General features: G+C 70.8%; 22 protein-coding genes. 8 read left to right on the forward strand and 14 right to left on the reverse strand.

From position 1 onward, the window contains the following. Nucleotides 1-128 precede the first annotated feature (128 nt). Together QSK17_RS08635 and QSK17_RS08640 are read right to left on the reverse strand one after the other, a co-directional pair. Nucleotides 129-1,802, reverse strand: coding sequence for a fumarate hydratase (locus tag QSK17_RS08635; protein ID WP_285704006.1), 1,674 nt, complete (start codon nucleotides 1,800-1,802; stop codon nucleotides 129-131). Next, nucleotides 1,687-2,883: a DMT family transporter gene (locus QSK17_RS08640; RefSeq protein WP_285704007.1), complete on the reverse strand. Its 1,197-nt coding sequence runs from the start codon at nucleotides 2,881-2,883 to the stop codon at nucleotides 1,687-1,689. The genes QSK17_RS08635 and QSK17_RS08640 overlap by 116 nt, the downstream gene beginning before the upstream one ends. Before the next feature lie 68 nt (nucleotides 2,884-2,951). Between QSK17_RS08640 and pdxR the strand changes: the two genes are divergently transcribed. Continuing rightward, nucleotides 2,952-4,310, forward strand: coding sequence for a MocR-like pyridoxine biosynthesis transcription factor PdxR (pdxR, locus tag QSK17_RS08645; protein WP_285704008.1), 1,359 nt, complete (start codon nucleotides 2,952-2,954; stop codon nucleotides 4,308-4,310). Nucleotides 4,311-4,361: 51 nt separating this feature from the next. Here pdxR and QSK17_RS08650 read toward each other — a convergent pair whose 3' ends face one another. Further along, a complete protein-coding gene (locus tag QSK17_RS08650) occupies nucleotides 4,362-5,534 on the reverse strand; it encodes an MFS transporter (RefSeq protein ID WP_285704009.1) in 1,173 nt (390 codons plus the stop codon). A 431-nt stretch (nucleotides 5,535-5,965) separates the two neighbouring features. Between QSK17_RS08650 and QSK17_RS08655 the strand changes: the two genes are divergently transcribed. Next, nucleotides 5,966-6,628: a DUF1707 SHOCT-like domain-containing protein gene (locus QSK17_RS08655; protein WP_285704010.1), complete on the forward strand. Its 663-nt coding sequence runs from the start codon at nucleotides 5,966-5,968 to the stop codon at nucleotides 6,626-6,628. A gap of 104 nt (nucleotides 6,629-6,732) precedes the next feature. Here the strand turns inward: QSK17_RS08655 and glpX are convergent, their stop codons facing one another. Beyond that, the gene (gene glpX, locus QSK17_RS08660; RefSeq protein ID WP_285704011.1) at nucleotides 6,733-7,761 is read right to left on the reverse strand and encodes a class II fructose-bisphosphatase; all 1,029 of its coding nucleotides are present in this window, start codon (nucleotides 7,759-7,761) and stop codon (nucleotides 6,733-6,735) included. Between the two features lie 146 nt (nucleotides 7,762-7,907). Here glpX and QSK17_RS08665 point away from each other — a divergent pair, with 146 nt between their 5' ends. Further along, nucleotides 7,908-8,495: a TetR/AcrR family transcriptional regulator gene (locus tag QSK17_RS08665; protein WP_285704012.1), complete on the forward strand. Its 588-nt coding sequence runs from the start codon at nucleotides 7,908-7,910 to the stop codon at nucleotides 8,493-8,495. 299 nt (nucleotides 8,496-8,794) lie between these two features. Continuing rightward, entirely contained in the window at nucleotides 8,795-9,328 is a 534-nt protein-coding gene (locus tag QSK17_RS08670; RefSeq protein WP_285704013.1) for a DUF4245 domain-containing protein, read from the forward strand. A 48-nt stretch (nucleotides 9,329-9,376) separates the two neighbouring features. Here QSK17_RS08670 and QSK17_RS08675 read toward each other — a convergent pair whose 3' ends face one another. The 3 genes from QSK17_RS08675 to QSK17_RS08685 all read right to left on the reverse strand — a co-directional run bounded on the left by QSK17_RS08675 (nucleotide 9,377) and on the right by QSK17_RS08685 (nucleotide 11,982). Beyond that, nucleotides 9,377-9,649, reverse strand: a complete 273-nt coding sequence (locus QSK17_RS08675; protein WP_285704014.1) for an exodeoxyribonuclease VII small subunit — start codon at nucleotides 9,647-9,649, stop codon at nucleotides 9,377-9,379. Between the two features lie 135 nt (nucleotides 9,650-9,784). Next, nucleotides 9,785-10,990 (reverse strand): exodeoxyribonuclease VII large subunit, encoded by a 1,206-nt coding sequence (xseA, locus tag QSK17_RS08680; RefSeq protein WP_285704015.1) that lies wholly within the window; start codon nucleotides 10,988-10,990, stop codon nucleotides 9,785-9,787. A 164-nt stretch (nucleotides 10,991-11,154) separates the two neighbouring features. Then, nucleotides 11,155-11,982, reverse strand: a complete 828-nt coding sequence (locus tag QSK17_RS08685; protein ID WP_285704016.1) for a hypothetical protein — start codon at nucleotides 11,980-11,982, stop codon at nucleotides 11,155-11,157. Between the two features lie 87 nt (nucleotides 11,983-12,069). On the opposite strand from QSK17_RS08685, the gene QSK17_RS08690 reads away from it, so the two are divergent. Next, nucleotides 12,070-13,041, forward strand: a complete 972-nt coding sequence (locus tag QSK17_RS08690; protein ID WP_285704017.1) for a 4-hydroxy-3-methylbut-2-enyl diphosphate reductase — start codon at nucleotides 12,070-12,072, stop codon at nucleotides 13,039-13,041. Here QSK17_RS08690 and QSK17_RS08695 read toward each other — a convergent pair. From QSK17_RS08695 to QSK17_RS36105, 3 genes are read right to left on the reverse strand one after another with little or no spacing between them, the layout of a single operon-like run. Next, the gene (locus QSK17_RS08695) at nucleotides 13,030-14,172 is read right to left on the reverse strand and encodes a lysylphosphatidylglycerol synthase transmembrane domain-containing protein (protein WP_285704018.1); all 1,143 of its coding nucleotides are present in this window, start codon (nucleotides 14,170-14,172) and stop codon (nucleotides 13,030-13,032) included. The genes QSK17_RS08690 and QSK17_RS08695 overlap by 12 nt on opposite strands. A 5-nt stretch (nucleotides 14,173-14,177) precedes the next feature. After that, the gene (locus QSK17_RS08700; RefSeq protein WP_285704019.1) at nucleotides 14,178-14,348 is read right to left on the reverse strand and encodes a hypothetical protein; all 171 of its coding nucleotides are present in this window, start codon (nucleotides 14,346-14,348) and stop codon (nucleotides 14,178-14,180) included. Further along, nucleotides 14,345-14,491: a twin-arginine translocase TatA/TatE family subunit gene (locus QSK17_RS36105; protein WP_352231780.1), complete on the reverse strand. Its 147-nt coding sequence runs from the start codon at nucleotides 14,489-14,491 to the stop codon at nucleotides 14,345-14,347. The genes QSK17_RS08700 and QSK17_RS36105 overlap by 4 nt, the downstream gene beginning before the upstream one ends. Before the next feature lie 135 nt (nucleotides 14,492-14,626). On the opposite strand from QSK17_RS36105, the gene QSK17_RS08705 reads away from it, so the two are divergent. Then, nucleotides 14,627-16,141, forward strand: a complete 1,515-nt coding sequence (locus QSK17_RS08705) for an LCP family protein (RefSeq protein ID WP_285704020.1) — start codon at nucleotides 14,627-14,629, stop codon at nucleotides 16,139-16,141. A gap of 79 nt (nucleotides 16,142-16,220) precedes the next feature. On the opposite strand, the gene mgtA is transcribed toward QSK17_RS08705, so the two are convergent. The 4 genes from mgtA to QSK17_RS08725 form a co-directional block, all read right to left on the reverse strand. Continuing rightward, entirely contained in the window at nucleotides 16,221-18,896 is a 2,676-nt protein-coding gene (mgtA, locus tag QSK17_RS08710; protein ID WP_285704021.1) for a magnesium-translocating P-type ATPase, read from the reverse strand. Next, nucleotides 18,880-19,230 carry an ArsR/SmtB family transcription factor gene (locus tag QSK17_RS08715; RefSeq protein ID WP_285704022.1) on the reverse strand — a complete coding sequence of 117 codons (351 nt, stop codon included), beginning with the start codon at nucleotides 19,228-19,230 and terminating at the stop codon, nucleotides 18,880-18,882. Before QSK17_RS08715 ends, mgtA begins: the two co-directional genes overlap by 17 nt. 233 nt (nucleotides 19,231-19,463) lie before the next feature. Further along, a complete protein-coding gene (locus QSK17_RS08720; protein WP_285704023.1) occupies nucleotides 19,464-19,952 on the reverse strand; it encodes a DUF6542 domain-containing protein in 489 nt (162 codons plus the stop codon). 11 nt (nucleotides 19,953-19,963) lie between these two features. Further along, on the reverse strand, nucleotides 19,964-21,244 hold the full coding sequence (locus QSK17_RS08725; protein WP_285704024.1) for a DNA recombination protein RmuC: 1,281 nt from the start codon (nucleotides 21,242-21,244) through the stop codon (nucleotides 19,964-19,966). Between the two features lie 171 nt (nucleotides 21,245-21,415). Between QSK17_RS08725 and QSK17_RS08730 the strand changes: the two genes are divergently transcribed. Together QSK17_RS08730 and ychF are read left to right on the forward strand one after the other, a co-directional pair. Next, nucleotides 21,416-22,159 carry an LppU/SCO3897 family protein gene (locus tag QSK17_RS08730; protein ID WP_285704025.1) on the forward strand — a complete coding sequence of 248 codons (744 nt, stop codon included), beginning with the start codon at nucleotides 21,416-21,418 and terminating at the stop codon, nucleotides 22,157-22,159. A gap of 11 nt (nucleotides 22,160-22,170) precedes the next feature. Then, nucleotides 22,171-23,259, forward strand: a complete 1,089-nt coding sequence (ychF, locus tag QSK17_RS08735) for a redox-regulated ATPase YchF (protein WP_285704026.1) — start codon at nucleotides 22,171-22,173, stop codon at nucleotides 23,257-23,259. The last annotated feature ends 175 nt before the right edge of the window (nucleotides 23,260-23,434 follow it).

The following is a 23,434-nucleotide window of genomic DNA, read 5'->3' on the forward strand; positions in this document are numbered from 1 at the left end:
CCCCTTCCTCGATCGGAAGGGGCCTTCCCCTGGAACCGTCTCGGCCAGTCGGACATCGGACAGTCACGTGGCCTGATCGGCAGGCCGTGAGGCGGAAGAGCCGAGGACCGTTACCGGCGGACGCTTCGCTATCGGGTGTTTCGGCTCGGGATGCCGACGAAGGTGGCTCCTCCGTCCTGCTGGCGCTGGTCGAAGAAGTCGTTGCCCTTGTCGTCGACCACGATGAAGGCGGGGAAGTCGACGACCTCGATCTTCCAGACGGCCTCCATGCCGAGTTCGGGGTACTCCAGGACCTCGACCTTCTTGATGCAGTCCTGCGCGAGGCGCGCGGCGGGGCCGCCGATCGAGCCCAGGTAGAACCCGCCGTACTGCTGGCAGGCGTCCGTGACCTGCTTGGACCGGTTGCCCTTGGCGAGCATGACGAACGAGCCGCCCGCGGCCTGGAAGCGCTCCACGTACGAGTCCATGCGCCCGGCGGTCGTCGGGCCGAACGAGCCGGAGGCGTACCCCTCGGGGGTCTTGGCCGGGCCGGCGTAGTAGACCGCGTGGTTCTTCAGGTAGTCAGGCATCTCCTCGCCCGCGTCCAGCCTCTCGGCGATCTTGGCGTGGGCGATGTCGCGCGCGACGACGAGGGGTCCGGTGAGGGAGAGCCGCGTCTTGACCGGATATTTCGTGAGTTCGGCGAGGACCTCCGGCATCGGGCGGTTAAGGTCCACGCTGACGACGTCGTCCGAGAGGTGGTCGGCGGTGGTGTCGGGGAGGAACCGTGCCGGATCGGTCTCCAGCCGCTCCAGGAAGACACCCTCGGGAGTGATCTTCGCCAGGGCCTGCCGGTCGGCGCTGCAGCTCACCGCGATCGCGACCGGGCAGGACGCGCCGTGCCGCGGCAGCCGGATCACCCGCACGTCGTGGCAGAAGTACTTGCCGCCGAACTGGGCGCCGATGCCGAGCTTCTGGGTGAGCTCGAAGACCTTCTTCTCCAGTTCGAGGTCGCGGAAGCCGTGCCCGCTGGTCGAACCCTCGGTGGGGATGCCGTCGAGGTAGCGGGCCGAGGCGTACTTGGCGGTCTTGAGCGCGAACTCGGCGCTGGTGCCGCCCACGACCACCGCCAGGTGGTACGGCGGGCAGGCGGCGGTGCCGAGCGAGCGGATCTTCTCCTCGAGGAACTGGAGCATCCGCTTCTCGTTCAGGACGGCCTTGGTCTCCTGGTAGAGGAACGACTTGTTCGCCGAGCCGCCGCCCTTGGCCATGAACAGCAGCTTGTACTCGTCGGCGTGGCCGTACGGGTCCTCGGCGTACAGCTCGATCTGGGCGGGCAGGTTGTTGCCGGTGTTCTTCTCGTCCCACATGGTGAGCGGGGCCATCTGGGAGTAGCGCAGGTTCAGCTTGGTGTAGGCGTCGTACACGCCCCGGCTGATGTGCTCGGCGTCCCGGCCGTCGGTGAGGACGTGCCTGCCCCGCTTGCCCATGACGATCGCCGTGCCGGTGTCCTGGCACATCGGCAGCACGCCGCCGGCCGAGATGCTCGCGTTCTTCAGCAGGTCGAGGGCGACGAACCGGTCGTTGCCGCTGGACTCGGGATCATCGATGATCTTCCGGAGCTGGGCGAGGTGGGATGCCCGCAGATAGTGCGAAATGTCGTGGATCGCGGCTTCGGTGAGCAGGCGCAGCGCCTCCGGCTCGACCTCAAGGAACCTGCGGCCGGCCGCCTCGGTGATCCGTACCCCCTCTGTGGTGATCAGACGGTAATCCGTCTCGTCCGTGCCAAGCGGCAGCAGGTCGGTGTAGTCGAACTCGGGCATCGTCTTCGATCCTCTGATGTCTCGCCTGTTCCTCCGAGCGGAGGATATGCCCGTCCGCGCGTGGGCGTCGCCGAGGGGGCCGGTGGCCGGTACGCGGAGCGAGTCCGAGCAGGATGCCGGCGACGACGACGGCGGCGCCCCCCACGTCCGCGAGGGACGGCACGCCCAGGCCGAGGACCACGGAGGTCACAAGGGCGCCGATCGGGATCATCCCGGCGAACAGCCCCGCACGATCCGGGCCGAGGCGGGGGAGCGCGCTGTACCAGAGGAAGAACGCCACGGCCGTCACGATCATCGCCTGGTAGCCGATGCCGAGCGCCTCCGCCGCCGTCGGTGTCCGCAGCATCGCCGTTCCGTCCATGATCAGCCCGATGACCAGCAGGTACGGCACGGCGAGCGCCGCGGCATAGGCCGAGACCCGGATCGCGCCCAGCCTCGGCAGCAGCGGCAGGGCGAGCAGGGAGAACAGCGCCTCGCAGGCGAGCGCGCCCAGCGACCAGAGCAGGCCGGGCAGGTTCCCGCTGCCCAGCCCGGTGGCCAGCGTCGCGCCCGCCATGACGACGACCGCCGAGGTGAGGATCCGCGGCGACGGCGCCGAGCGGGCCCCTCCCGCGACCAGCGGGCCGACCAGCGCCATGACCACGGGCGCGGCGCCGAGGACGGTGCCCGCGAGTGTCGGGCCCGCCGCCTTCGCGGCCTCGATGAGGCACACGTTGAACAGCACCAGCCCCGTCAGCGACAACGCGGAGAGCAGGGCGAGCTCCCGTGGCGTGAGCCGGAGTAGGCGGAGGCCACGGGCGCGGGCGGCGGCGAGCAGGACGACGGCCCCGGCGGCGTAGCGCAGGGCCTGCCCGCCGTACACGGGGTAGGTCCCGATGAGGTCGGACACCGCGGTCAGGGTGCCCACCGCGAACATCCCGGTCGCCGCGCCGGCCGCGGCCCGCCAGGTCGCGGCGGTGCTGGTTTCCGCGGCGCTGGTCTCCGCGGTGCTGGTTTCCGCGGTGCTGGTTTCCGCGGTGCTGGTTTCCGCGGTGCTGGTTTCCGCGGCGCTGGTCTCCGCAGTGCTGGTTTCTGGGGTCACGACTGGCGATGCTAGAGAGACAATGGCTCACTAAAGGGGTCCAATCAGACAGGGAAATCGAGGACCAATTGGCTGACCTCCATCTCGTGGTCGACCGAAGCAGGGGCGGCCTGGCCGGCCAGATCGCCAGGGAGCTCCGGGACTCGATCCGCTCCGGCCGGCTCGACCGGGGTGCCCGGCTGCCCGCCAGCCGCGATCTCGCCAGAGACCTCGGCCTGTCCCGCGGTGTCGTGGTCGAGGCGTACGAGCAGCTCGTCGCGGAGGGCTTCCTGGAGGCCAGGGTCGGAGCGGGCACCCGGGTCGCCGCCGCTCCCGTGGGCCGCTCTCCGGAGGTGCGTTCCGCTGATCCCGGGCCGACCTCCTACGGCCGTCGTCCGACCTCCCCGGACCTGTCGGCCTTCCCGAGGCAGGCGTGGCTGGCCGCGATCCGCCACGTGCTGGCGACCCTGCCGGGCGAGCTCCTCGACTACGGCGACCCCGGCGGCGTGCCCGAACTGCGCGAGGAGCTGGCCGGCTATCTGCGCCGGGTGCGCGCGGCCGACGCGGATACCGGGCAAGTGGTGATCGTCACCGGCGTCGCCCAGGGACTGAGCCTGGTCGTGCAGACCCTCGCGGCGGGCGGGAACCGGGTCGCGCTCGCGGTGGAGGAGCCGACGAGCCCGCGGCAGCTCCCGCTGCTGCGCCGGGCCGGCGCCGAGCTGACCGGGGTACCGGTCGACGCCGAGGGGATCGACGTCGCGGCGCTCGCCCGGACGGGGGCGCGGGCGGTGCTGCTCACCCCGGCCCATCACTACCCGACGGGCGTGGTGCTGTCCCCGCGCCGCCGCGCGGAGCTGATCGCGTGGGCCGCCGAAACCGGCGCGATCCTGCTGGAGGACGACTACGACGCCGAGCTCAGGTTCGACCGAGACCCCGTCGGCTGCCTGCAGGGACTCGCTCCGGACCGCGTCGTGCTCGCCGGGAGCGTGAGCAAGGCCCTCGCCCCGGGCCTGCGCCTCGGCTGGATCGTGGCGCCCCCGGACATCGCCCGGTCGGTACGGCGTGCCCGGGGGGAGCTCGACCTCGGCTCTCCTGTGATCGATCAGTACGCCCTCGCCCGGTTCATCAGGACTGGCCTCTACGACCGGCACCTGCGGCGGATGCGCAGGGAGTATCGGCGCCGGAGGGACGCGCTGGTCCGGGCGCTCGCGGAGCACCTGCCCGAGCTGAGGGTGCACGGCATTTCGGCCGGCTTGCACCTATACGCCGAGCTGCCCGGAGGCTGGGAGGAACGGCGGACCGCCGAGGCCGCGCGGGCGTGCGGACTCGCCGTCGATCCGCTCCCGTCCGCCCTGGTGATCGGCTTCGCCCGCCTTCCCGAGCACCGGATCGCCGAGGCCGTACGCGACCTGGGAGCGACGATAGATCGTCAGAATGTCTGGACATAATCTTGACCCGAGGGTGGCAGGCACGCCTGGATCCGGGAGACGTGGACGACCTCATGAAACGGTCAGGGGCGGCACAGGCGGCGTGCGCGGCTGGAAGCCTCGGGCCAGCACGATGATCACCGCGGCCAGCGCGAGCGGGGCGGCGAACGCGACCCGGTAGTCGGCCGCCTCGGCGATGCCGCCGACCAGGGCCGCCCCCACGATGAAGCCGACGTAGTTGAACATGTTGACCCTGGCGATGGCCACGCCGGTCCCGGCCGGGTCGAGCCGCCCGGCCGTCGAGAACGACTGCGGCGCCACCACCGACAGGCCGATCCCGGTGAGGGCGAAGCCCGCGATGGCCAGCGGCTGCGTGGGGGCGGCCACGATCGCGACGAAGCCCAGCGTGGCGACCGCGCCGCCGATCCTGACGATCATCGCCGGGCCGTACCTCTGGACGAATCGGTCCCCGCCCACCCTGACCAGGAACGTCGTCGCCTGGTAGGCGCCCAGCGCCAGCGGCACAACGGACGCGGACGCGTTCATGATCTTCTCCATGAACACGGAGCCGAAGTTCGAGATCGACGCGTCGCCGACGTAGAGGAAGGCCATCGCCAGGCAGAGCGGGATGATCGGCTTCCACGGGAACCGCGCCTCCGTCCGGGTGGTTTCCGCGGCCACATGTTCCTCCTCGGGGAGGCAGAGCCAGTGCGCGGCGACCGCCGCGACGGCGGCGGCGGGCACCATGGCGATCGCGAAGGTGGCCGGCAGGTCCAGGTGGCGGCCCGCCGCCGCCGACGCCCACAGCGCCCCGATGACCGCCGCCGCGCTCCAGAGCGCGTGGAACCCGGTCAGTACGGGCCGGCCGTACCGGCGCTCGACCGCGACGCCCTGCATGTTCATGCCCGCGTCCACTCCGCCGAGGCCGACGCCGAACAGCACGAGGGCGGCCACGAGGAGGGGGAGCGTGGGGGCGAGTCCGGTCAGCACCACGGCGACGCACGTCAGCGGCTGGAACCCGCGCAGGACGCGCCGGCTGCCGAAGCGCGCGGCGAGCGTGCCGGCCAGCACGCTACCCGCGCCCGCGATGACCGGCACGACGAGCAGCAGGATGGACAGCTCGCCGTCGCTCAGGCCGTGTTTGCGCTGCAATGCGGCGACCTGCGTGAGCAGCGTCGCGAACGTGAGGCCCTGGACGCAGAAGACGGCGAATGTGGCGAGCCGTGCCTGCCGGTCGCGCTTCATGGGGTGCGATGAGGACGATGGCGGCGTGGGCGTCGGCAACGCGGCCTCCGGAGGGAGAACATGAGGGGGGTTCAGGTTATGGCGTGCCGATTACGCGGTCAATGGTCCGGACTAGGGAGTGTTTTGTGGATCTTTGCCGTAGCGAGGATCGGCCAGATGGATGCCGCGCAAGGCGGAGGAGGAGGTCGGAGCGGAGCCTCCGGCCGACACTCCCGGGCCCCGCGGAAAGTCCGAGCTTGCGAGGAGTTTTCGTGGGTGGGGCGACAACGCCGCGAGGCGCCATCTGGGCGACCGCAGTAGGCCAAAAAGATCCACGAAACACGACCTCGTGCCATTGGTCCCGCACGCCTCTCGCCCAATCCCGTCCCGTCGGGCCTCGACAGGAGGAGAGGGCTGGTCCCTTCGGGCGCGGCAGCGCTTAGTCTCGACATGTGAGCTTCGAGTCCCGCGCGAGTAACTTCATCTCCGCATTCCTGGGCTCCGGGCCGTCCGGAGCTGCCGGACCGGCCGGTCCCTCTCCGTCCGAGCTGCGGGCGTCCGACGCCGACAGGGAGCAGGTGATCGGCATCCTGCGAGACGCCCACACCGACGGGCGGCTCACCCTCACCGAGCACGAGGAGCGGGTGGAGCGCGCCTACACCGCCCGCACGCTGGGCGAGCTCGTCGGGCTCACGGCGGACCTCGTCCCGCCGGAGCGCCAGCCGTTCCTCATGGACGGCCGTCCCGTCGTCGCCCTCTTCCGCACGGAGAACCGCGGCGGCCGCTGGGTCGTGCCCTCGGAGGTGCCGGTCACCTCGCTCGGCGGACGGGTCACGATGGATCTGTGTGAGGCGTTGCTGCAGTCCCGCCGCGTGGTCGTGCGGCTCGCTGTGATGGCCGGGACCGTGACCCTCGTCGTGCCGGAGGGGGTCCGCGTCGTCAGCGCGCCGGACGCCCGGATCAAGGCGTTCCATGACGAGGTACGGCTGCCGCCCGGCGCGACCGACTACGCGCCGGACGCGCCCGTCATCGAGCTCGCGGGGTTCGTCTACGGCGGCAAGGTCATCGCCCGGTCGCCGAAACGCCCCAAGAAGGGCCTGTTCCGCCGGTCCTGATCAGGCCGCCGGCATACGGCGGCGCCATGGCTCCCCGGGACGGGATCCGCGGATGGATCCAGGCGTCCCGGGACCGGTGGGCGGCTCAGACAGGGTGTCGAGGCTCAGACGGCGGTGTCGAAGTTGATCGCGCTGTAGGCGCTCAGCTTCCAGAGCTGGTGCTCACTCTCGATTTTGCGGATGGTGCCCGAGCGGCCGCGCATGACCAGCGAGTTCGTCACGGCGGCACCGCCCTGATAGCGGACGCCGGGCATCAGCTCGCCGTCCGTGATGCCGGTCGCGGCGAAGAAGACGTCGTCGGAGCGGACCAGGTCGTCGGTGGTCAGCACCTGGTCGAGGTCCAGGCCGGCGTCCAGGGCCTTCCTGCGCTCCTCCTCGTCGCGGGGCCAGAGCTTGCCCTGGATGACGCCGCCCATGCACTTCAGCGCACAGGCCGCGACGATGCCCTCCGGCGTGCCCCCGATGCCGAGCATCAGGTCGACGCCGGTCCCGTTGCGGGCCGCCATGATGGCTCCCGCCACGTCACCGTCCGTGATGAACCTGATCCGCGCGCCCGTCTCCCGGATCTCCTTGACGATCCGCTCATGGCGCGGCCGGTCCAGGATCACGACGGTCACGTCGGACGGCTTGGCGCCCTTCGCCCTGGCCACCGCGCGGATGTTGTCCGCGACCGGCGCGTTGATGTCCACGGCACCCGCCGCGGCCGGGCCGGTCACCAGCTTCTCCATGTAGAACACGGCGGACGGGTCGTACATCGAGCCGCGCTCGCTCACCGCGATGACCGAGATCGCGTTGTTCATGCCGAGGGCGCACAGCCGGGTGCCGTCGATCGGGTCCACCGCGACGTCGCACTCAGGGCCGGTGCCGTCCCCCACCTCCTCGCCGTTGTACAGCATGGGGGCGTTGTCCTTCTCGCCCTCACCGATCACGACGACGCCCTTCATGGACACCGTGTTGATCAGTTGTCGCATGCCGTTGACCGCGGCTCCGTCCGCACCGTTCTTGTCGCCGCGGCCCACCCACCGTGCCGCCGCCATCGCGGCCGCCTCGGTGACGCGAACCAACTCCAGGGCGAGGTTGCGGTCGGGAGCACGCTCCCCTGCCGCCAGCACTGCCGGTACGTGATCAGCCATCGTTCCCCTTAAGTCAGGCGTCGTAAGAGCCGATGGTAGTTGCGTATGTCGTTCTTGTCCGATTGGTCTGGACCGGTCGCCGCAGGCAGGAGGGCATTTCCGGCGGCGCTGCCGCTGGACGGGCGGGCCGGGATATCGTCGCGGTCATGAGCAGCGATATCGAGCCGACGGTCACAGTGCGCACGTCGGAGCGTGGTGCCGCCACGAGGCTCGCGCTCCTCGAAGCGGCCAGGGAGATCTTCATCACCTGTGGTTTCGCGGAGACCGGCGTGACCGATGTGGTGGCACGTGCTGGCGCCAGTGTTGGCAGCCTTTATCACCATTTTTCAGGAAAGGCTGACCTTTACCTGACGCTTTTCGACGATTTCCAGGCCCGGCAGACTCAGCGGACGAGGCAGGCCATCCAGGAGGCCAGATCGCGAGGCGAGTCCGAGCCAATGAAGCTGCTCCTCGCCGGCGCCCGGGCGTACCTCGACGGATGCCTCGCCGAGCGTGAGCTGGCCGCGCTGTTCCTGCGCGGGGACGGACCGACCGGGTTCGAGGTCGTCATGCGGGAACGGCTGCGCCAGTGGACCAGGCGCAGCGCCGCGCTCTTCGAGCGGGAGGACGCCCTTGTCCTGGTCGTCACCGGTGCCCTCGCGGCCGTCGTCCAGGAGGTGACCCTCTCCGAGGACGACGAGCGTGCCCGCAGGATCGCCGAGGAGTCGCTCGCCCTCATCGGCCGCATCCACTGACCGCTGACCGCATCCGCTGACCGCGTCCGCTGACCGCGTCCGCTGACCGCGTCCGCTGACCGCGTCCGCTGACCGCGTCCGCTGACCGCGTCCGCTGACCGCGTCCGCTGACCGCGTCCACTGATCTCGCTCCGGATCGCGGGCATCTCACGACATCTCGCCACGTCAACGCGATCCTCCCTGTGAGCGCGGGCCTCGTAAAGTTATTCCGCCTCAGGTCACGTTCTTCTCATAGCGGGACGTTACGGAAGTAATCGCGCTTTTCCGCCGGTGGTCCGATGCGGGTAGGCTCCCCTGACGTGCGCCGATTCACTGAGGGTTTCTACGGCTACGCGTTCGCGCTGATCGTCTGCCTGGCCGTCGGCTCGTTGATCCTCCTTTTCATGCCGAACGGCAAGAACGAGCACATTCCCCGCATCGACTTCTCCATCGACAAGGTCAACGCCGCGCGCGCCGCGCCGTACGCCGTCGAGGCGCCGCGCGAGGTGCTCCCGAACTGGGTCCCCACCAGCTCCCAGCTCACCGAGAAGGACGGCGTCGTCACGTGGCGGCTGGGCTTCGCCACCGGCAAGCGGATGCACGCCATGGTGGCGCAGAGCGATGAGCAGCCGTTCGCCGACTTCGCCAACCGGATGGCCAACTCCGACAAGGCCACCGGCACGCGCCAGATCAACGGCACGGCCTGGGAGGAACGCTTCCGCCAGGACAAGAACCAGCGATCGCTGATCCGGGTCCTGCCAGACCACACGGTCATGGTCACCGGATCGGCGGACTGGGACGAACTGACCGCCCTCGCCGCCTCCCTGGTGGTCCAGCCCAAACCGGCCACCTGACGCGGGAGACACCTGACGCGGGAGACGCCTGACGCGAGGGGCGTCTGCTTAGAAGGGCGTCTCCTCCTGGGGCTCCTGGCGCTGCGCCATGGCCGCCGCCAGCTTGACCCGGGCACCCTGGAGCCACTCCTCACAGATCGCGGCCAGCTTCTCGCCCCGCTCCCACAGCTCGATGGACTGCTCCAGGGTGAGCCCACCGGTCTCCAGCCGCCGCACCACCTCGGTCAGCTCCTCGCGGGCCCGCTCGTAGGAAGGGGTCGCCTCCTCAGGGGTCTTCTCCGCAGGGGACGCCTTCTCCGGGGATGCCTTCTCGTCTGCCACGCCCCCACCTTAGAGTCCGCGTACGACAGATGGGGTGGCGCCAGGAGAACGGCGTGACCCGCGTAGATCCGCACGCCACCTTGGACGGCGCGCGGCTCTACGCGGGTCACGGCTTCGCGGAGCGCTACCCCGGGCTCACGTGGACGTCGCCGTCACCGTGACCCTGTCGTCGGGGAAGCGGATGGTCAGCTCGTCGCCCGGCTTCACCTCGCCCGCCAGCCGGATGACCTCTCCGGAAGGGCGCTGCACGATCGCGTAGCCGCGTTCGAGTGTCGCCGCCGGAGACAGCGCGACCAGCCGGGCACGCAGGTGTTCGAGCGAGTCGGCCGAGCGGTCCAGGGAGGAGCCCAGGCAGCGCCGGGCCCGCTCACGCAGCGCCTCGACCTGCTCGGCCCGACGGTCCAGCTCGCGCACCGGGTCGGCGAGCGAGGGCCGCGACTGGACCGACCTGAGCCAGGAGAGCTCCCGGTCGAGCCAGCCGCCCAGCACGCGGCGGCCGCGATCCCTGAGCTGGCGGACCAGTGTGAGCTGCTCGCCGACGTCCGGAACGACCTTCTTGGCCGCGTCCGTGGGGGTCGAGGCACGCACGTCCGCCACGAGGTCGATCAGCGGGCTGTCCTGCTCGTGCCCGATCGCGCTGACCACCGGCGTACGGCACGCCGCCACCGCCCGCACCAGGGACTCGTCCGAGAACGGGAGAAGGTCCTCGACCGAGCCCCCGCCCCGCGTGACGATGATCACGTCCACCTCGCGGTCCGCGTCCAGCCGGCGCAGCGCCTCGGTGACCTCGCCCACGGCGTACGGGCCCTGGACCGCCACCGCCTCCACCTTGAACCTCACGGCGGGCCAGCGGCGGCGGGCGTTCTCGATCACGTCACGCTCGGCGGCCGAGTCCCTGCCGCAGACGAGCCCGATCGTGGAGGGAAGGAACGGCAGCCTCCGCTTGCGGTCGGCGTTGGTGAGGCCCTCGGCGACGATGAGCCGGCGTAGCCGTTCCAGCCGGGCCAGCAGCTCGCCGACGCCGACCGGCCGGATCTCCATCGCGGTGAAGGCGAAGGACCCCTTGTTCACCCAGAAGTCCGGTTTGACGTGCATGACGACCCGCGCGCCGTCCGCCGGCCGGGGCAGGCTCGCCTCATACACGCCCCGGGTGCAGGTCACCCGGGCCGAGACGTTGGCTACCGGATCGCGCAGGGTGAGGAAGATGGTCCCGCCCCGGGCGGTCAGTTCGGTGATCTGCCCCTCCACCCAGACGGTGCCCAGCCGGTTGATCCACTGCGCGATCATCTGCAGCACCGAGCGGATCGGGAGCGGCGCCTCAGGGGAGGTCTTGGCGCTCATCGAACATCAGGGGCGGGGGCCCGGTCTTTCAGGAGGACGGGGAGAGCCTTCCTGTTTCGCCGGCCCGACCCGGTGCGATCGGGGTGTTCCGCGGTGGCCAAGCGGGACATGCGCGGTCTGCTTTCTGCTCGTACGGAGAACGCGGCAGGGCGGGAGGACGTCGGTCAGGACTCGGCTTCGATTTTGGCGAGACGAGTTTCGTACATGCGTACCACGTCCTCACGGTTGGTGGTCGCCTTCTCGTAGGCGATCAGCCCGCGCATCTGGTCGGCCGACTTGCCGCGCATGCGGGCGCGCAGCGACGCCAGAGTCAGCCCGGCGTACCCGGGGTACGGCTCGGCCAGGGCCTCCTCGACCTTGGCGCCCGCCTTCTTCTCGGCGCGCGCCTTCGGTGCCGCGGTGGGCTCGGCCTCCGCCACGGGCTCGGCGGCCTTCTTCGGGCGCGCCTTCGCCGCCTTGGGCTTCTCCTCGGCCGGCTTCTTGGCGGCCGGCTTCTCAGGGGCGGCCTTCTCCGGAGCCGCCTTTTCCGGAGCGGGCTTCTCGGCGGCGGGGGCCTCTGGAGCGGGCTTCTCCGCTGCCGGCTTCTCCACAGGCGCCTCGACCGCGGGCGCCTCCCACTCGGCCTTCTGCTCCGGGGAAACGATCACCGGCTGCTCGGCGGCCTTGGAGCCGTTGGGCTCGGGCTCCTCCTTCGCCGCCGGGCGCGGGGCGAAGATGACCGGCTCGCGGCGGGCGGGTCGCGCCTCCTCCTTCGCCGCGGCCGCCTCCGCCGTCGTGGGCGTCGCGGCCTCCTCGCCCTCCGGCGTGGCGAGACGCTTGATCGTGGAACGGACCTGGTCCCCGATCAGAAGCGCCTGGCCCACCCCGCTGATGGTGGTCTGCAACGCGGTCGCGGGCAGGTCCTTGGCCTTGTCCTTCAGTTCGTCCTTAAGCTCGTCACCCTTTCTGAAGAGGCTACGGAGAGGCTTGGTGAGTGCTCGGAAGAGGGACATCGCAGCTCCAGCGGAGTCGTGTTCGGATGGTGCGAGATATAGCGAGAGAGGTCAAGAGGCGGCTGACGCTCCACATAGCATAGGAACATGGAGCCATATGCCCCCGCGACCCGTCGTGTCCTGGTTGCCAAGCCGCGCGGCTATTGCGCGGGTGTGGACCGCGCCGTCGAGGCGGTGGAGAAGGCGCTCGACCAGTACGGCGCGCCCATCTATGTCCGCAAGCAGATCGTTCACAACACCCACGTGGTCCGCACGCTGGAGGCCCGCGGTGCGATCTTCGTCGATGAGACGGAGGAGGTGCCCGAGGGCGCGATCGTGGTGTTCTCGGCCCACGGCGTGGCACCCAGCGTGCACGATGAGGCCGCCGCGCGGCGGCTCCGCACCGTCGACGCCACCTGCCCGCTGGTCACCAAGGTGCACAACGAGGCCAAGCGCTTCGCCGCCAAGGACTACGACATCCTGCTCATCGGCCACGAGGGCCACGAGGAGGTCGAGGGCACCGCGGGTGAGGCCCCCGAGCACATCCAGTTGGTCGACGGACTCGACGGTGTGAACGAGGTCTCCGTGCGCGACCCCGACCGTGTCGTCTGGCTCTCCCAGACCACGCTGTCCGTCGACGAGACCACCGAGACCGTCGCCAGGCTGCGTGAGCGCTTCCCCAACCTGATCGATCCGCCGAGCGACGACATCTGCTACGCCACGTCGAACAGGCAGACGGCGGTCAAGCAGATCGCGGCCGAGTCCCAGCTCGTCATCGTGGTGGGCTCCGCCAACTCCTCCAACTCCAAGCGGCTGGTCGAGGTGGCCAAGGACTACGGCGCCGCCGCGTCCTACCTCGTGGACGACGCCTCCTTCATCCAGGACGAGTGGCTCGACGGTGTGACCACGGTCGGCGTCACGAGCGGCGCGTCGGTCCCCGAGGAGCTGGTGGACGGCGTGCTGCGCAAGCTCGCCGAGCACGGCTTCACCGACGTCGAGGAGGTCGAGTCCGTCAAGGAGAGCATGCGGTTCGCCCTTCCCCACGAGCTTCGCAAGGACCTGCGCGTCTCATCCGCGTGAGCGACCCGTCAGCGTCCACCCGGCCCACGCCAGGAGGCCGACGGGAATCTCGATCACATGCGCGAAGAACCAGAACAGCAGCACGGCGGTCGCGGCCGGCGCGGGGGCCGCACCGAAGTGCAGCAGTGTGACGAGCGTGGCCGACTCGCTGATCCCGGACCCTCCGGGCGTCACGACCGCCGTGGTCAGCACCCTGTTGAGGGCGAACGCGGCGACGGCCTCCGGGACCGGCACTGCGGCGTGCGCGACGTGCAGGCAGCCGATGAAGAGCACACCCTGCAGAGCCATGTACGCGATCATGCCCAGGGTGAGGCGCGGCCAGCGGGTACGGGTGACCGCGAGCGTGGAGCGGCGAAGCTCCAGCAGCGACAGGCGGATCGCGTCGGGAGCCGGCCGGGACCGCTCAGGCAGTAGCAGGACGAGGCGGTTCGACGCCCGGCCGAGCCGGTCGGCGACCGCCTCGCTGTACAGCGAGGCCGACATGGCGGCGACGATGCCCAGCAGCAGCACGCCGCCGGTTCCCGCCGCCGTGGCGAGCCGCGCGTCCGGAACCCTCCCGGACACCAGCAGGCAGCCGAGCCCGACCGCCGGGAGGAGGAACCGCGACAGCGTGTTCCACACGCCGGTGACCAGCGTGGACACCACCACGTCCGGGCGCCGGAACCCCCATCTGGCCGTCATGGCGAAGGTCATCGCCACACCCACCGCGCCACCGAACGGCATGAGATTGCTGACCCCGCTGCCCGCCGCGTTGATGAGGAGGGCCCGGCGCCTGCTCAGTCCCGGCAGCGAGCCGCTCAGCACGTACGAGTAGGCCCACAGACCGGCCAGCCAGAGCACGAGCAGCAGGGCCGTGGTGCCCGGGCCCACGGTGGCGAACTGGTGGAGGAGCGCCTCCCAGCCGATGCCCGCGATGCGGGGGAGCAGGGCGATGAGCGTCACCGCGACCCCCAGGGAGATCGCCGAAAGGACCACGCGCCGGACGGACCGCCGGCGCCCGCCGTAGCCGGTGGAGGCCGTGATCTCCGCGTTCGCCGTGCCCTCGTCCGATGTCGTGGCCACGCTCTCCGCGTCCGCCGTGGGTTCGTACGGGGCCACGGCCACGATCTCGTCTCCTCTGTGCGGGGTCATTCGGATCACGTCGGCCCCAGGAGACTGTAGATCTCGAGAAGCCACAGCAGCGACCACAGCAGGACGGCGGCCGACCGGCGCGCTCCACGGCCCGTTCCCTGGGCGCGGGACGGCGTCAGCACCGCGTCTCCCTCCTGGGAACCGGCCGGGCGGTCCCAGGGCCCGGTGAATGTCATCGGGGCCCGGACGATTCGCCGTCGGTACGCGTACGGCCCGGCTCGCCGGCGGCGTCCGGCAGCTTCTTTGAGCCGAACAGCAAGATCAACGCAAGCCCAATGATCAGTAGGTGCCCGGGCTCCAGGCCGTTACGCAGGAACATCGTGCCCCCTCTGCTCTCTCATCGCCGGGACACGAGATCCGGTGATCCGCACCCATGCGCAAGGTTTGCTAGATTGCGCAACTATACAAGTGGCGATTGTTCCTGTGGTCGTCATCCCCCACAGAGAGCACGGTCATGAGGGCATCCACCACAGCCGTCCGGCGATCATCGGCCGCACGGCGGCGCGGTGACGCGGGGAAGCCGCCACGCGGGCGGCGCATCCTTCTGATCGTCGTCGTCACGGTGGTGTCGCTCGTCGCCGTCCTCATCGCGGTGGCCGGATGGCTCTACTCACGACTCAACGCGAGCATCACCACCTTCGACGAGAAGGGGATCGATCGGAATCGGCCCGCGCCGACCTTCGCCGGCCAGAACATCCTGGTCATCGGGTCGGACTCGCGGTCGGGAACGAACAGCAGGTTCGGCGGGGGCAAGGGCGACGTGGGCCGTTCGGACACCGCGTTCCTGCTGCACGTCTACGCCGACAGGAAGCACGCGGTCGCCGTGTCGATCCCGCGCGACACCCTGGTGGACATCCCGCGCTGCCGCCTGCCCGACGGAACGTGGAGCGGGCCGCAGAGCAACGTCATGTTCAACTCGGCGTTCACCGTCGGACTCACCGCCAAGGGCAATCCGGCCTGCACCCAGAACACGGTGGAGAAGCTGACCGGCCTGCGCGTCGATCACACCGTCGTCGTGGACTTCCAGGGCTTCGCCGCGATGACGAGGGCGGTCGGCGGCGTAGCGGTCTGCCTGCCCAAGGACATCTACGAGGGCGACCTGAACCCCAACCTGGGCTCACGCGGGAAGCTGCTGTTCACCAAAGGACGGCAGGTCGTGGCCGGTCATAAGGCCCTGGACTATGTGCGCGTCCGCCACGGCATCGGCGACGGCTCCGACATCGGCCGCATCCAGAGACAGCAGGCCTTCATGTCCGCTCTGATCAAGAAAGTGAAGGCGCAGGGGGTCAACCCGGTCACCCTGCTCCCGCTCGTGGAGGCGGCCGCCCGGTCGATGACCTTCGACCCCGGCCTGGGATCGGCCGACAAGCTGCTGTCGTTCGCGATGTCGATGAAGGACATCGACCTGCGGAACACCAAGTTCGTCACCCTTCCCTGGCGCTACCAGGGGGCGCGGGTCGCGATCGTCAGAGACGAGGCCGAAGCCCTGTGGGCGGCGCTCAAGGCGGACCGCACGATCGACGGCGTGGACGCCAGCGGCAAGGCCCGGCCGTCCGGCTCGCCGTCCCCGATGGCGGCGGCCTCGGCGACGGCGGTCTCGGGAACGGGGATCAGCGTCGCCGTGTACAACGGCACCACGGTCACCGGTCTCGCCGCCCGCGCGGCCGACAAGTTGACGGGCGCCGGGTTCACGGTCACCCGCGTCGCGACCTCCAGTACCCAGACACACGACACCACGCTGATCCGGTACGGCCCCGGGATGGCGTCGCAGGCGAAGACCGTCGCGCGCATGTTCCCCGGCGCGACGTTCCAGCGGTCGACCGATCCCGGGATCACCGTCATCCTCGGCCGGTCGTACCAGCGGACACTGGACCACGCTGCCGCCATGCCGGCCCCGCTTCCCACGAGCGTGGCGGGCAAGGCCCGGTCCGCCGACGACGACATCTGCTCCAACCTCTCGTACGGCTGAGCCGGCGCGTGCGCAGCGGACCAGCCGGGAAGCACTGGCGGAGACGCGGCGGGGACGCGGGGGAAACGAGGCCGCCGGGCTACGCCCGGTCCGCGTGGCGACGCTCGAACCACGCCTTGGCCGCCAGGAGCACGGCGCCGTAGACGACCACGACGACCGCGAGCAGCAGGTAGTACGCCGATGGCAGGGCGGTCATGCCGAGCAGGGGCGCGAGCGGTGAGAGCGGCAGCAGCAGGCCCACGGTCACGAGGAAGCAGGCGGCGATCCCGAGCGGCAGGGGGACGTGGCGCCGCCCGCGCAGCAGCAGCATCGCCACTGCCTGCGTGAGCAGGTTCTCGACGAACCACCCGGTGTGGAAGGCGGCCTGGCCGGCCACCTGGCCGGACCACGGGACGGCCGACGCCAGCACGGCGAAGGTGGTCAGGTCGGCCAGAGCGTTGAGCGGACCGAAGACGGCGATGAAGCGCAGGAGACCGCGCGGTCGCAGCCGGGAGGGACGCCTCAGCGCGGCGCGATCCGGCCGGTCGAACGCGTACGCGAGCTGGGCGGCGTCGAAGCACAGGTTCTGCAACAGGACCTGCGTCGGCAGCATCGGCAGGAAGGGCAGGGTCAGCCCGGCCGCGAGCATCGCGATGACGTTGCCGAGGTTGGAGGACAGGACGACGCGCAGATAGGTGACGATGTTGCCGGTGCTGCGTCGCCCCGCCATGATCGCGTGATCGATGGCGGTGAGGTCCTTGGCCGCCAGCACCACGTCGGCCGTCTGCCGCGTCACGTCCACGGCGTCGCTGGGGCACATCCCGACGTCGGCGGCCCGCAGCGCGGGCAGGTCGTTGACCCCGTCGCCGAGGAACCCGGTCGTGCTCCCGGCCGCGCGCAGCGCCGTGACGATGCGCGCCTTGTGCTCGGGAGTGCAGCGCGCGAACACTGTGGAACGCGTGGCGAGCTCGGCCACGGCGGCGTCGGTGAGGCCGTCGATCCGGTCGGCGGTGACGACCGTTCCCGGGTCGAGGCCGAGATCGCGGCAGACGCGGGCGGCGGTGCCCGGATGGTCGCCGGTCAGGACCTTGACCGCGACGCCGCGCCTCGCGAGAACGGCCAGCGCCTCTCCGGCTTGCGGGGCGAGCGTGTCGCGCAGCCCGACGAAGCCGAGGAAGGTGAGATCACGCTCGTCGTCGGGGCCGTACGAACCCGGGCGGGCGGGACGGTCGGCGAGCGCGACGGCGAGCAGGCGGAGCCCGGCCGCGGCCTGCTCCTCCGCGAACCGGCGCAGGCGCTCCTCGGTGGCGGCGTCGAGCTCCTCGTCCGCGCCGCCCGCCCGCACCAGCGTGCAGCGATCCAGCACGTCCTCGACGGCGCCCTTGGCGACCAGGGTGTGCACCGCCGTGCGGTCCGGGTGGCGCACGACCGCGCAGGAGCTGCGGCGCACGGGATCGAACGGCAGCGCCGCCACCCCTTCGGAGGCGGGCAGGTCGTCCCCGAGCTCCTCGGCGGCGTCCAGGATCGCCTCGTCGAGAGCGTCCGGGTTGGGGAGATCCGCGAGCTGGAGCGTCCACAGGCTGTTGACGGCCGCCCAGCGCAGGACATCCGGATCGTGGCGGCCGTCCGGGCCGACGGAGCAGTCGAGGACGGGCAGATCCTGGGTGAGGGTGCCGGTCTTGTCAGTGCAGAGGACGTCCACCGCGCCGAGATCGTGCAGCGCCGCCAACCGTCTCACGATCATTCCGTGGCTGCGCGCGAGCAGGGCGGAGCCACGGGCCAGCGCCGTGGTGACGATGACGGGCAGCATCTCGGGCGTCAACCCGACGGCCACGGCGACGGCGAACGGCAGCGTCGCCAGACCGCGCCCCCGGACCGCGGCGTCCGCCACGAGCACGACAGGCGGGATCAGCAGCATGAACCGGATGAGCAGCCAGGAGATCCCGTTCACCGAGCGGTCGAACGAGGACGGCCGCCCCTCACGCGCGCCCTCTTGATGCGCGCCGGCGAACCGGGTGTTCGCGCCGGTCGCCACAACGACCGCGAAGCCGCCGCCGGAGGCCACGCCGCTGCCCTGGAAGCACAGGTGCGGCTGGTCGAACAGGTTCGTGGTCGCGGTGCCCGGCATGGCGGCAGGCGTGTCGACCGCGTGTTTGGCGACGGGGCGTGACTCGCCGGTGAGCGCCGCCTGGTGGACGGTGAGACCGCTCGACCGCAGCAGCAGCACGTCCGCGGGCACGAGGTCACCCGGACCCAGCCGGATCACGTCGCCGGGCACCAGTTGGTCGACGGGGATCTCCCGCGACAGCGACGCCGCGGTCTCGCTCGCCCGGCGCCGCACCGTCGCGGTGGTGGCGACCAGCTCGCGCAGCGCGGCGATGGACCGGTCGGCGCGGTACTCACCGCCGGACCGCAGCACGCAGCTGACGACCACCAGCAGCACGATCACGCACGCGGTCGCCCACGACGCGATGGCCGCGGACACCAGCCCGAGGCACAGCAGCACCATGGTGAACGGGTCGCGCAGGCTGCGCGCGAGACGCCGGGTCCAGGAGGCCGGGGTCCGCGCCGCCACCGTGTTCTCGCCGCACCGCAGCAGGCGCTCCTCGGCCTGGGCCTCCACCAGGCCGCGCGGCCCGCTCCGCATCAGCCGCAGCACTTCCAGCGAGGTGAGCCCGGCCACGTCGGCGATGGAGACGTGGGCCGGCGGGCCGTCGTCCGCCTCGGGGCCGCCGCGCCGACCGGTGCCCGCTACGGCCTCAGGCGCCCAGACCACGGATGCGCTCCGACGCCTCCCCGCGATCCGTCAGCCGCCCGACCAGCCATCGGACCATGGTCACGACGTCCTGGTCGTTGATCAGGTAGACCACACGGCGTCCTTCACGGCGCGACCGCACCAGCCCCGCCAGCTTCAGCTTGGTCAGGTGCTGGCTCACCGCGGGCAGCGCGCCGCCCACGCTCTCGGCGAGCCCGCTCACGTCGCGCTCGCCCTGTGCCAGCGCCCAGACGATCTGCAGGCGCGCGGGCGAGGCCAGCAGCCCGAAGGCCGCGGCGGCCTCGGTCAGCACCTCGATGGACGGGTCCTCCACGTCGCCGCCGCTCGTCGCCACTGTCGCTCTCCCGTTCACCGTGCACCGCCTGGACCCTGTGCGGGAATGGGACCTTTCAGTATCCGCTCCGTATCCGCTGAGGGGGCTTTCCGCCGGAAAGCGGCGCCGTCGGAAAGGGCGCACTCCGCCTGCTCACCGTAGCCTCACATCCGACCGTTCACATCCGACCGTTTACATCCGACCGCCCACGACGGCCGACGACGTGCGGGCGGTCGACGTGTGGGCGGTCGACGTCAGTCGCGGGCTTCGCCGTACACGCGGGCCTCGAAGTAGCCCTCGGGCTCGGGATCGAAAGCGGTGTCCCGGTCGCGCCGAGGCCGGGGCACCTCCGCGCGGGCGGACAGGTCCTCACGCAGCTCGCGCATGTTCTGCGGGAGGCCGCGCCACCACGCGATCCCCAGCACGATCGCGGAGCCGCCGAACAGCCACGGCGCGGCGGACGACAGCGAGGTGAACAGCCCGAGCCCCAGCGCCTGGAGCATCGAGGCCGCACGCAGCGACCGGACGAACTCGATGAACACCGTTGCCGCGAAGAAGACCAGCGGCGGCGTGACCACGAGGGGGAGCAGGTCACGCGGCTGGACCAGCAGGGCGGCCGCGACGCAGCCCACGACGAAGACCGGCCCAGGGCTGAAGATCTGGCCGAGCAGCGTGATCACGAGGAGCAGGGCGATGGCGCCCCGGGCTGTCAGCCTGAGCTTTATCTGATCGGTGCCTCTCATCGTGGCCCCCTTTACGACGAGTCTCGCGCCAACTTACCGTTCTGGGCAGGAACAGGAGAGGCGGTTACGCGCTCTTCGTCCCCCAACTCCGGAACGGCGGGCAGGCGGGGCGGTTCCTCGACCAGCGCGGGGCTCTCCAGCGTGGTGCCCGCGAGACCGAGGTCGCCCATCTTTCTCGCGCTCACCAGCACGCGGCTCTCCAGCGAGCCGACCGTCCTGTTGTACGCGGTGACGGTCCGGGACAGCGCGCGTCCGAGGCCGTCGACGTGCCGGCTCAGTCCGCCGAGCCGGTCGTGGAGCTCCTTGCCCAGGTCGAAGACCGCCCGCGCGTTCTCGCTGAGCGCCGCCTGCTGCCAGGCGTACTGGGCCGTGCGCAACATGGTGATCAGCGTGGTCGGAGTGGCGATGTGCACCCGCCTGTTCATGGCGTATTCCAGCAGGCCGGGGTCCCGTTCGAGCGCCGGGGCGAGGAACGCCTCCCCGGGGATGAACAGCACCATGAACTCCGGCGCGGGGCTGAACGCCTGCCAGTAGGCCTTGGCGGCCAGCCGGTCGACGTGGTCGCGCAGGTGCCGCGCGTGCGCGTCGAGCCGGGCTGAGGCCAGGTCCGGGTCGCTCGCCTCGGCGGCCTCCAGGTACGCGGCCAGCGAGACCTTGGAGTCCACGATGATGTTCTTGCCTCCGCTGAGCCGTACGACCATGTCCGGCCGGACGAGTCCGTCCGGGGTGGCGGCGCTGACCTGCTCGTCGAAGTCGCAGAACCGGGCCATGCCGGCGATCTCGGCGACCCTGCGGAGCTGCAGCTCGCCCCAGCGGCCCCGTGCCTCCGGCCGTTGCAGCGCGCGGACCAGGGCCGTGGTCTGGCTCCTGAGCTGTTCGGAGCTCTGCCGTACGAACTCCATCTGCTTGCCCAGCTCGGCGCGGGCGGCGCGAGCGCCGAGCTCGCTCTCGCGGAGCTGGTTCTCGACCTTCGAGAGCGTCTCCCTGAGCGGCCCGACCAGGTTCTCGACGGCCTGCCTGCGCTGGTCGAGGTCGCCGTTCGCCTCGGCCCTTGTGGTGTTCAGCCGGTTCTCGGCGAGTTCGAGGAAGCGCAGGTTGTTGAGGTCGAGGGCGCGGGCGCTGAGCGCCTGGAACCGCTCGGCGAGCTGGCTCTCGACGTAGGTGACCTTGTCCTCGGCCGCCCGTCTTCTCGCCTCGGCCTCGGAGATTCTGGCCCGTGCCAGCAGGAACCCGATCAGGAGCCCCACGGCGAGACCTACGGCGAGCTGGAGGACGAGCGCCACGACATCCACGGTTCGGGATGATCCCAGGCAATCCGGTTCCGGAGGGGGAGGCGCGCTGATGTCACCCTTCTGCCGTGAGCCCCGGCAGGCACGGGATCCCCGTGACGCGGTCGTCGGCGCGGGCAGGATCGGGATCGCGTTCGGCTTGTGCGAGCAGCGCTCATCACTCAAAGTCGTCATGTGACTACTTACGGCTTGCGCCCCCAGATAGCCGGGATAACGGCCGGGGTGGTGATCGCACTCGTCGTGGGGGTGGGCGCGGTCGTCGCCGCCGGCCGGGAGACCGCCACCGCGCCCGCCTCGTCACCGTTGGCCTGGGCCGACGGCGCGTGCGTGCGGCGGACCGGCGCGAGGGTCGGGCTCGTACTCTGCGACCGGGCCACGGGCCAGGTCAACCGGATCGCCGAGCATCCGCCCCAGTGCCCGGCCGACACCGACGAGTTCGTCTCCCTCGGCTCCGGCCGTACGGCCTGCGTGCGCAATGTGGACGGCCCCCATCCCGGCGACCCGGGGAGCGGCGGTGGCGTGCTGCGTGCCGGTGACTGCGTCGCCATACGCGGCGGGGAGCGGCCGTGCGCCGCAGGGGACTGGTACGGCCGCGTGACGAGCGTGACTGACACGGCCCGGCAGTGCCCGCTGGGCACCGTCGAGGCGCTTCCGCTCAGGGGCGGACAGGTGGCCTGCCTCGGCAAGGAGGGGCGGGTCGTCGCGACGGGGGACTGCGTCGAGCGTCCCACCCTGCCGACCTCGACCCGCCTGCTGGTCAAGGTCGCCTGCACGTCCGACCGGGCGTGGGCGAAGGTCACCGGCCGGGTCGAGTCGCCGAGCCGGTGCGTGGAGGGGTCCGACCACTATCTCCATTCCCTGCGGGGAACCGAGGTGATCTGCCTGTCTGGTGTCGGAGTAACCCGTAGCGGCCCGTAAACTCGGCCTACGTGAGCCTGAGCATCGGCATCGTCGGCCTGCCCAACGTCGGCAAGTCCACCCTCTTCAACGCGCTGACCAAGAGCGGCAACGCCCTGGCGGCGAACTACCCGTTCGCCACGATCGAGCCCAACGTGGGCATCGTCGGCGTGCCCGACCCGCGTCTTGCCAAGCTTGCCGAGATCTACGGCTCGGCGCGCATCCTGCCGGCGAAGGTCGAGTTCGTCGACATCGCCGGTCTGGTCAAGGGGGCGTCCGAGGGTCAGGGCAGGGGCAACCAGTTCCTCGCCAACATCCGCGAGACCGACGCGATCTGCCAGGTGATCCGGGTGTTCTCCGACCCTGACGTCACGCACGTCGACGGCGACGTCGCCCCCGAGCGCGACATCGAGACGATCAACACCGAGCTGATCCTCGCCGACCTGCAGACCATCGAGAAGGCGCTGCCTCGCCTCCAGAAGGAGGCGAGGACCAACAAGGACCGCAAGGCCCAGTTGGACGCCGCCGAGGCCGCGGCCAAGCTGCTCAACTCCGGCACCACCCTGTACGCCGGGGCCAAGGCGGCAGGCATCGACCCCGCCGACCTGCGGGAGCTGCACCTCCTCACCGCCAAGCCGTTCCTGTACGTCTTCAACCTCGACGCCGACGAGCTGGTGGACGAGGAGCTGCGCGCGCGGCTGTCCGCGATCGTCGCCCCGGCCGAGGCCGTCTTCCTGGACGCCAAGATCGAGTCCGAGCTGGTCGAGCTGCCGGACGAGGAGGCCCTGGAGCTGCTGCAGTCCGTCGGCCAGGAGGAGTCCGGCCTGGCCCAGCTCGCCCGCGTCGGCTTCGAGACGCTCGGGCTGCAGACCTATCTGACGGCCGGGCCGAAGGAGACCCGCGCCTGGACGATCCGCAAGGGCGCCACCGCCCCCGAAGCCGCAGGTGTGATCCACACCGACTTCCAGCGCGGCTTCATCAAGGCCGAGGTCGTCTCGTTCGACGAGCTGGTCGAGGCCGGGTCGATGACCGCGGCGCGCTCCGCCGGCAAGGCCAGGATCGAGGGCAAGGACTACGTCATGCGTGACGGCGACGTCGTCGAGTTCCGCTTCAACGTCTGATCGCCGGCCCGCTACGTCTCTGAGCTGCGAGGACAGCAATACCTGGCGGTTAGGTAATCGATGATGCCGCTGGCCAGGCGTAACGTACTTTTCCGGTGCGACGGTTAGGCATGGGGCGTGGGGCCGGGATGAGTCCTGGTTTGCTCGGTTGCGGCGATGCTTGCACCATGGGCGT

Source organism: Microtetraspora sp. NBRC 16547 (assembly GCF_030268965.1).
GTDB lineage: Bacteria > Actinomycetota > Actinomycetes > Streptosporangiales > Streptosporangiaceae > Microtetraspora.

Excerpts from the sequence above, each read along its gene's own strand:
- QSK17_RS08635 (WP_285704006.1), bottom strand. The coding sequence starts at position 1,802 with ATGCCCGAGTTCGACTACACCGACCTGCTGCCGCTTGGCACGGACGAG.
- QSK17_RS08650 (WP_285704009.1), bottom strand. The coding sequence starts at position 5,534 with ATGAAGCGCGACCGGCAGGCACGGCTCGCCACATTCGCCGTCTTCTGC.
- glpX (WP_285704011.1), bottom strand. The coding sequence starts at position 7,761 with ATGGCTGATCACGTACCGGCAGTGCTGGCGGCAGGGGAGCGTGCTCCC.
- QSK17_RS08665 (WP_285704012.1), top strand. The coding sequence starts at position 7,908 with ATGAGCAGCGATATCGAGCCGACGGTCACAGTGCGCACGTCGGAGCGT.
- xseA (WP_285704015.1), bottom strand. The coding sequence starts at position 10,990 with ATGAGCGCCAAGACCTCCCCTGAGGCGCCGCTCCCGATCCGCTCGGTG.
- QSK17_RS08685 (WP_285704016.1), bottom strand. The coding sequence starts at position 11,982 with ATGTCCCTCTTCCGAGCACTCACCAAGCCTCTCCGTAGCCTCTTCAGA.
- QSK17_RS08690 (WP_285704017.1), top strand. The coding sequence starts at position 12,070 with ATGGAGCCATATGCCCCCGCGACCCGTCGTGTCCTGGTTGCCAAGCCG.
- QSK17_RS08695 (WP_285704018.1), bottom strand. The coding sequence starts at position 14,172 with ATGACCCCGCACAGAGGAGACGAGATCGTGGCCGTGGCCCCGTACGAA.
- QSK17_RS08700 (WP_285704019.1), bottom strand. The coding sequence starts at position 14,348 with ATGACATTCACCGGGCCCTGGGACCGCCCGGCCGGTTCCCAGGAGGGA.
- QSK17_RS36105 (WP_352231780.1), bottom strand. The coding sequence starts at position 14,491 with ATGTTCCTGCGTAACGGCCTGGAGCCCGGGCACCTACTGATCATTGGG.
- QSK17_RS08705 (WP_285704020.1), top strand. The coding sequence starts at position 14,627 with ATGAGGGCATCCACCACAGCCGTCCGGCGATCATCGGCCGCACGGCGG.
- QSK17_RS08720 (WP_285704023.1), bottom strand. The coding sequence starts at position 19,952 with ATGAGAGGCACCGATCAGATAAAGCTCAGGCTGACAGCCCGGGGCGCC.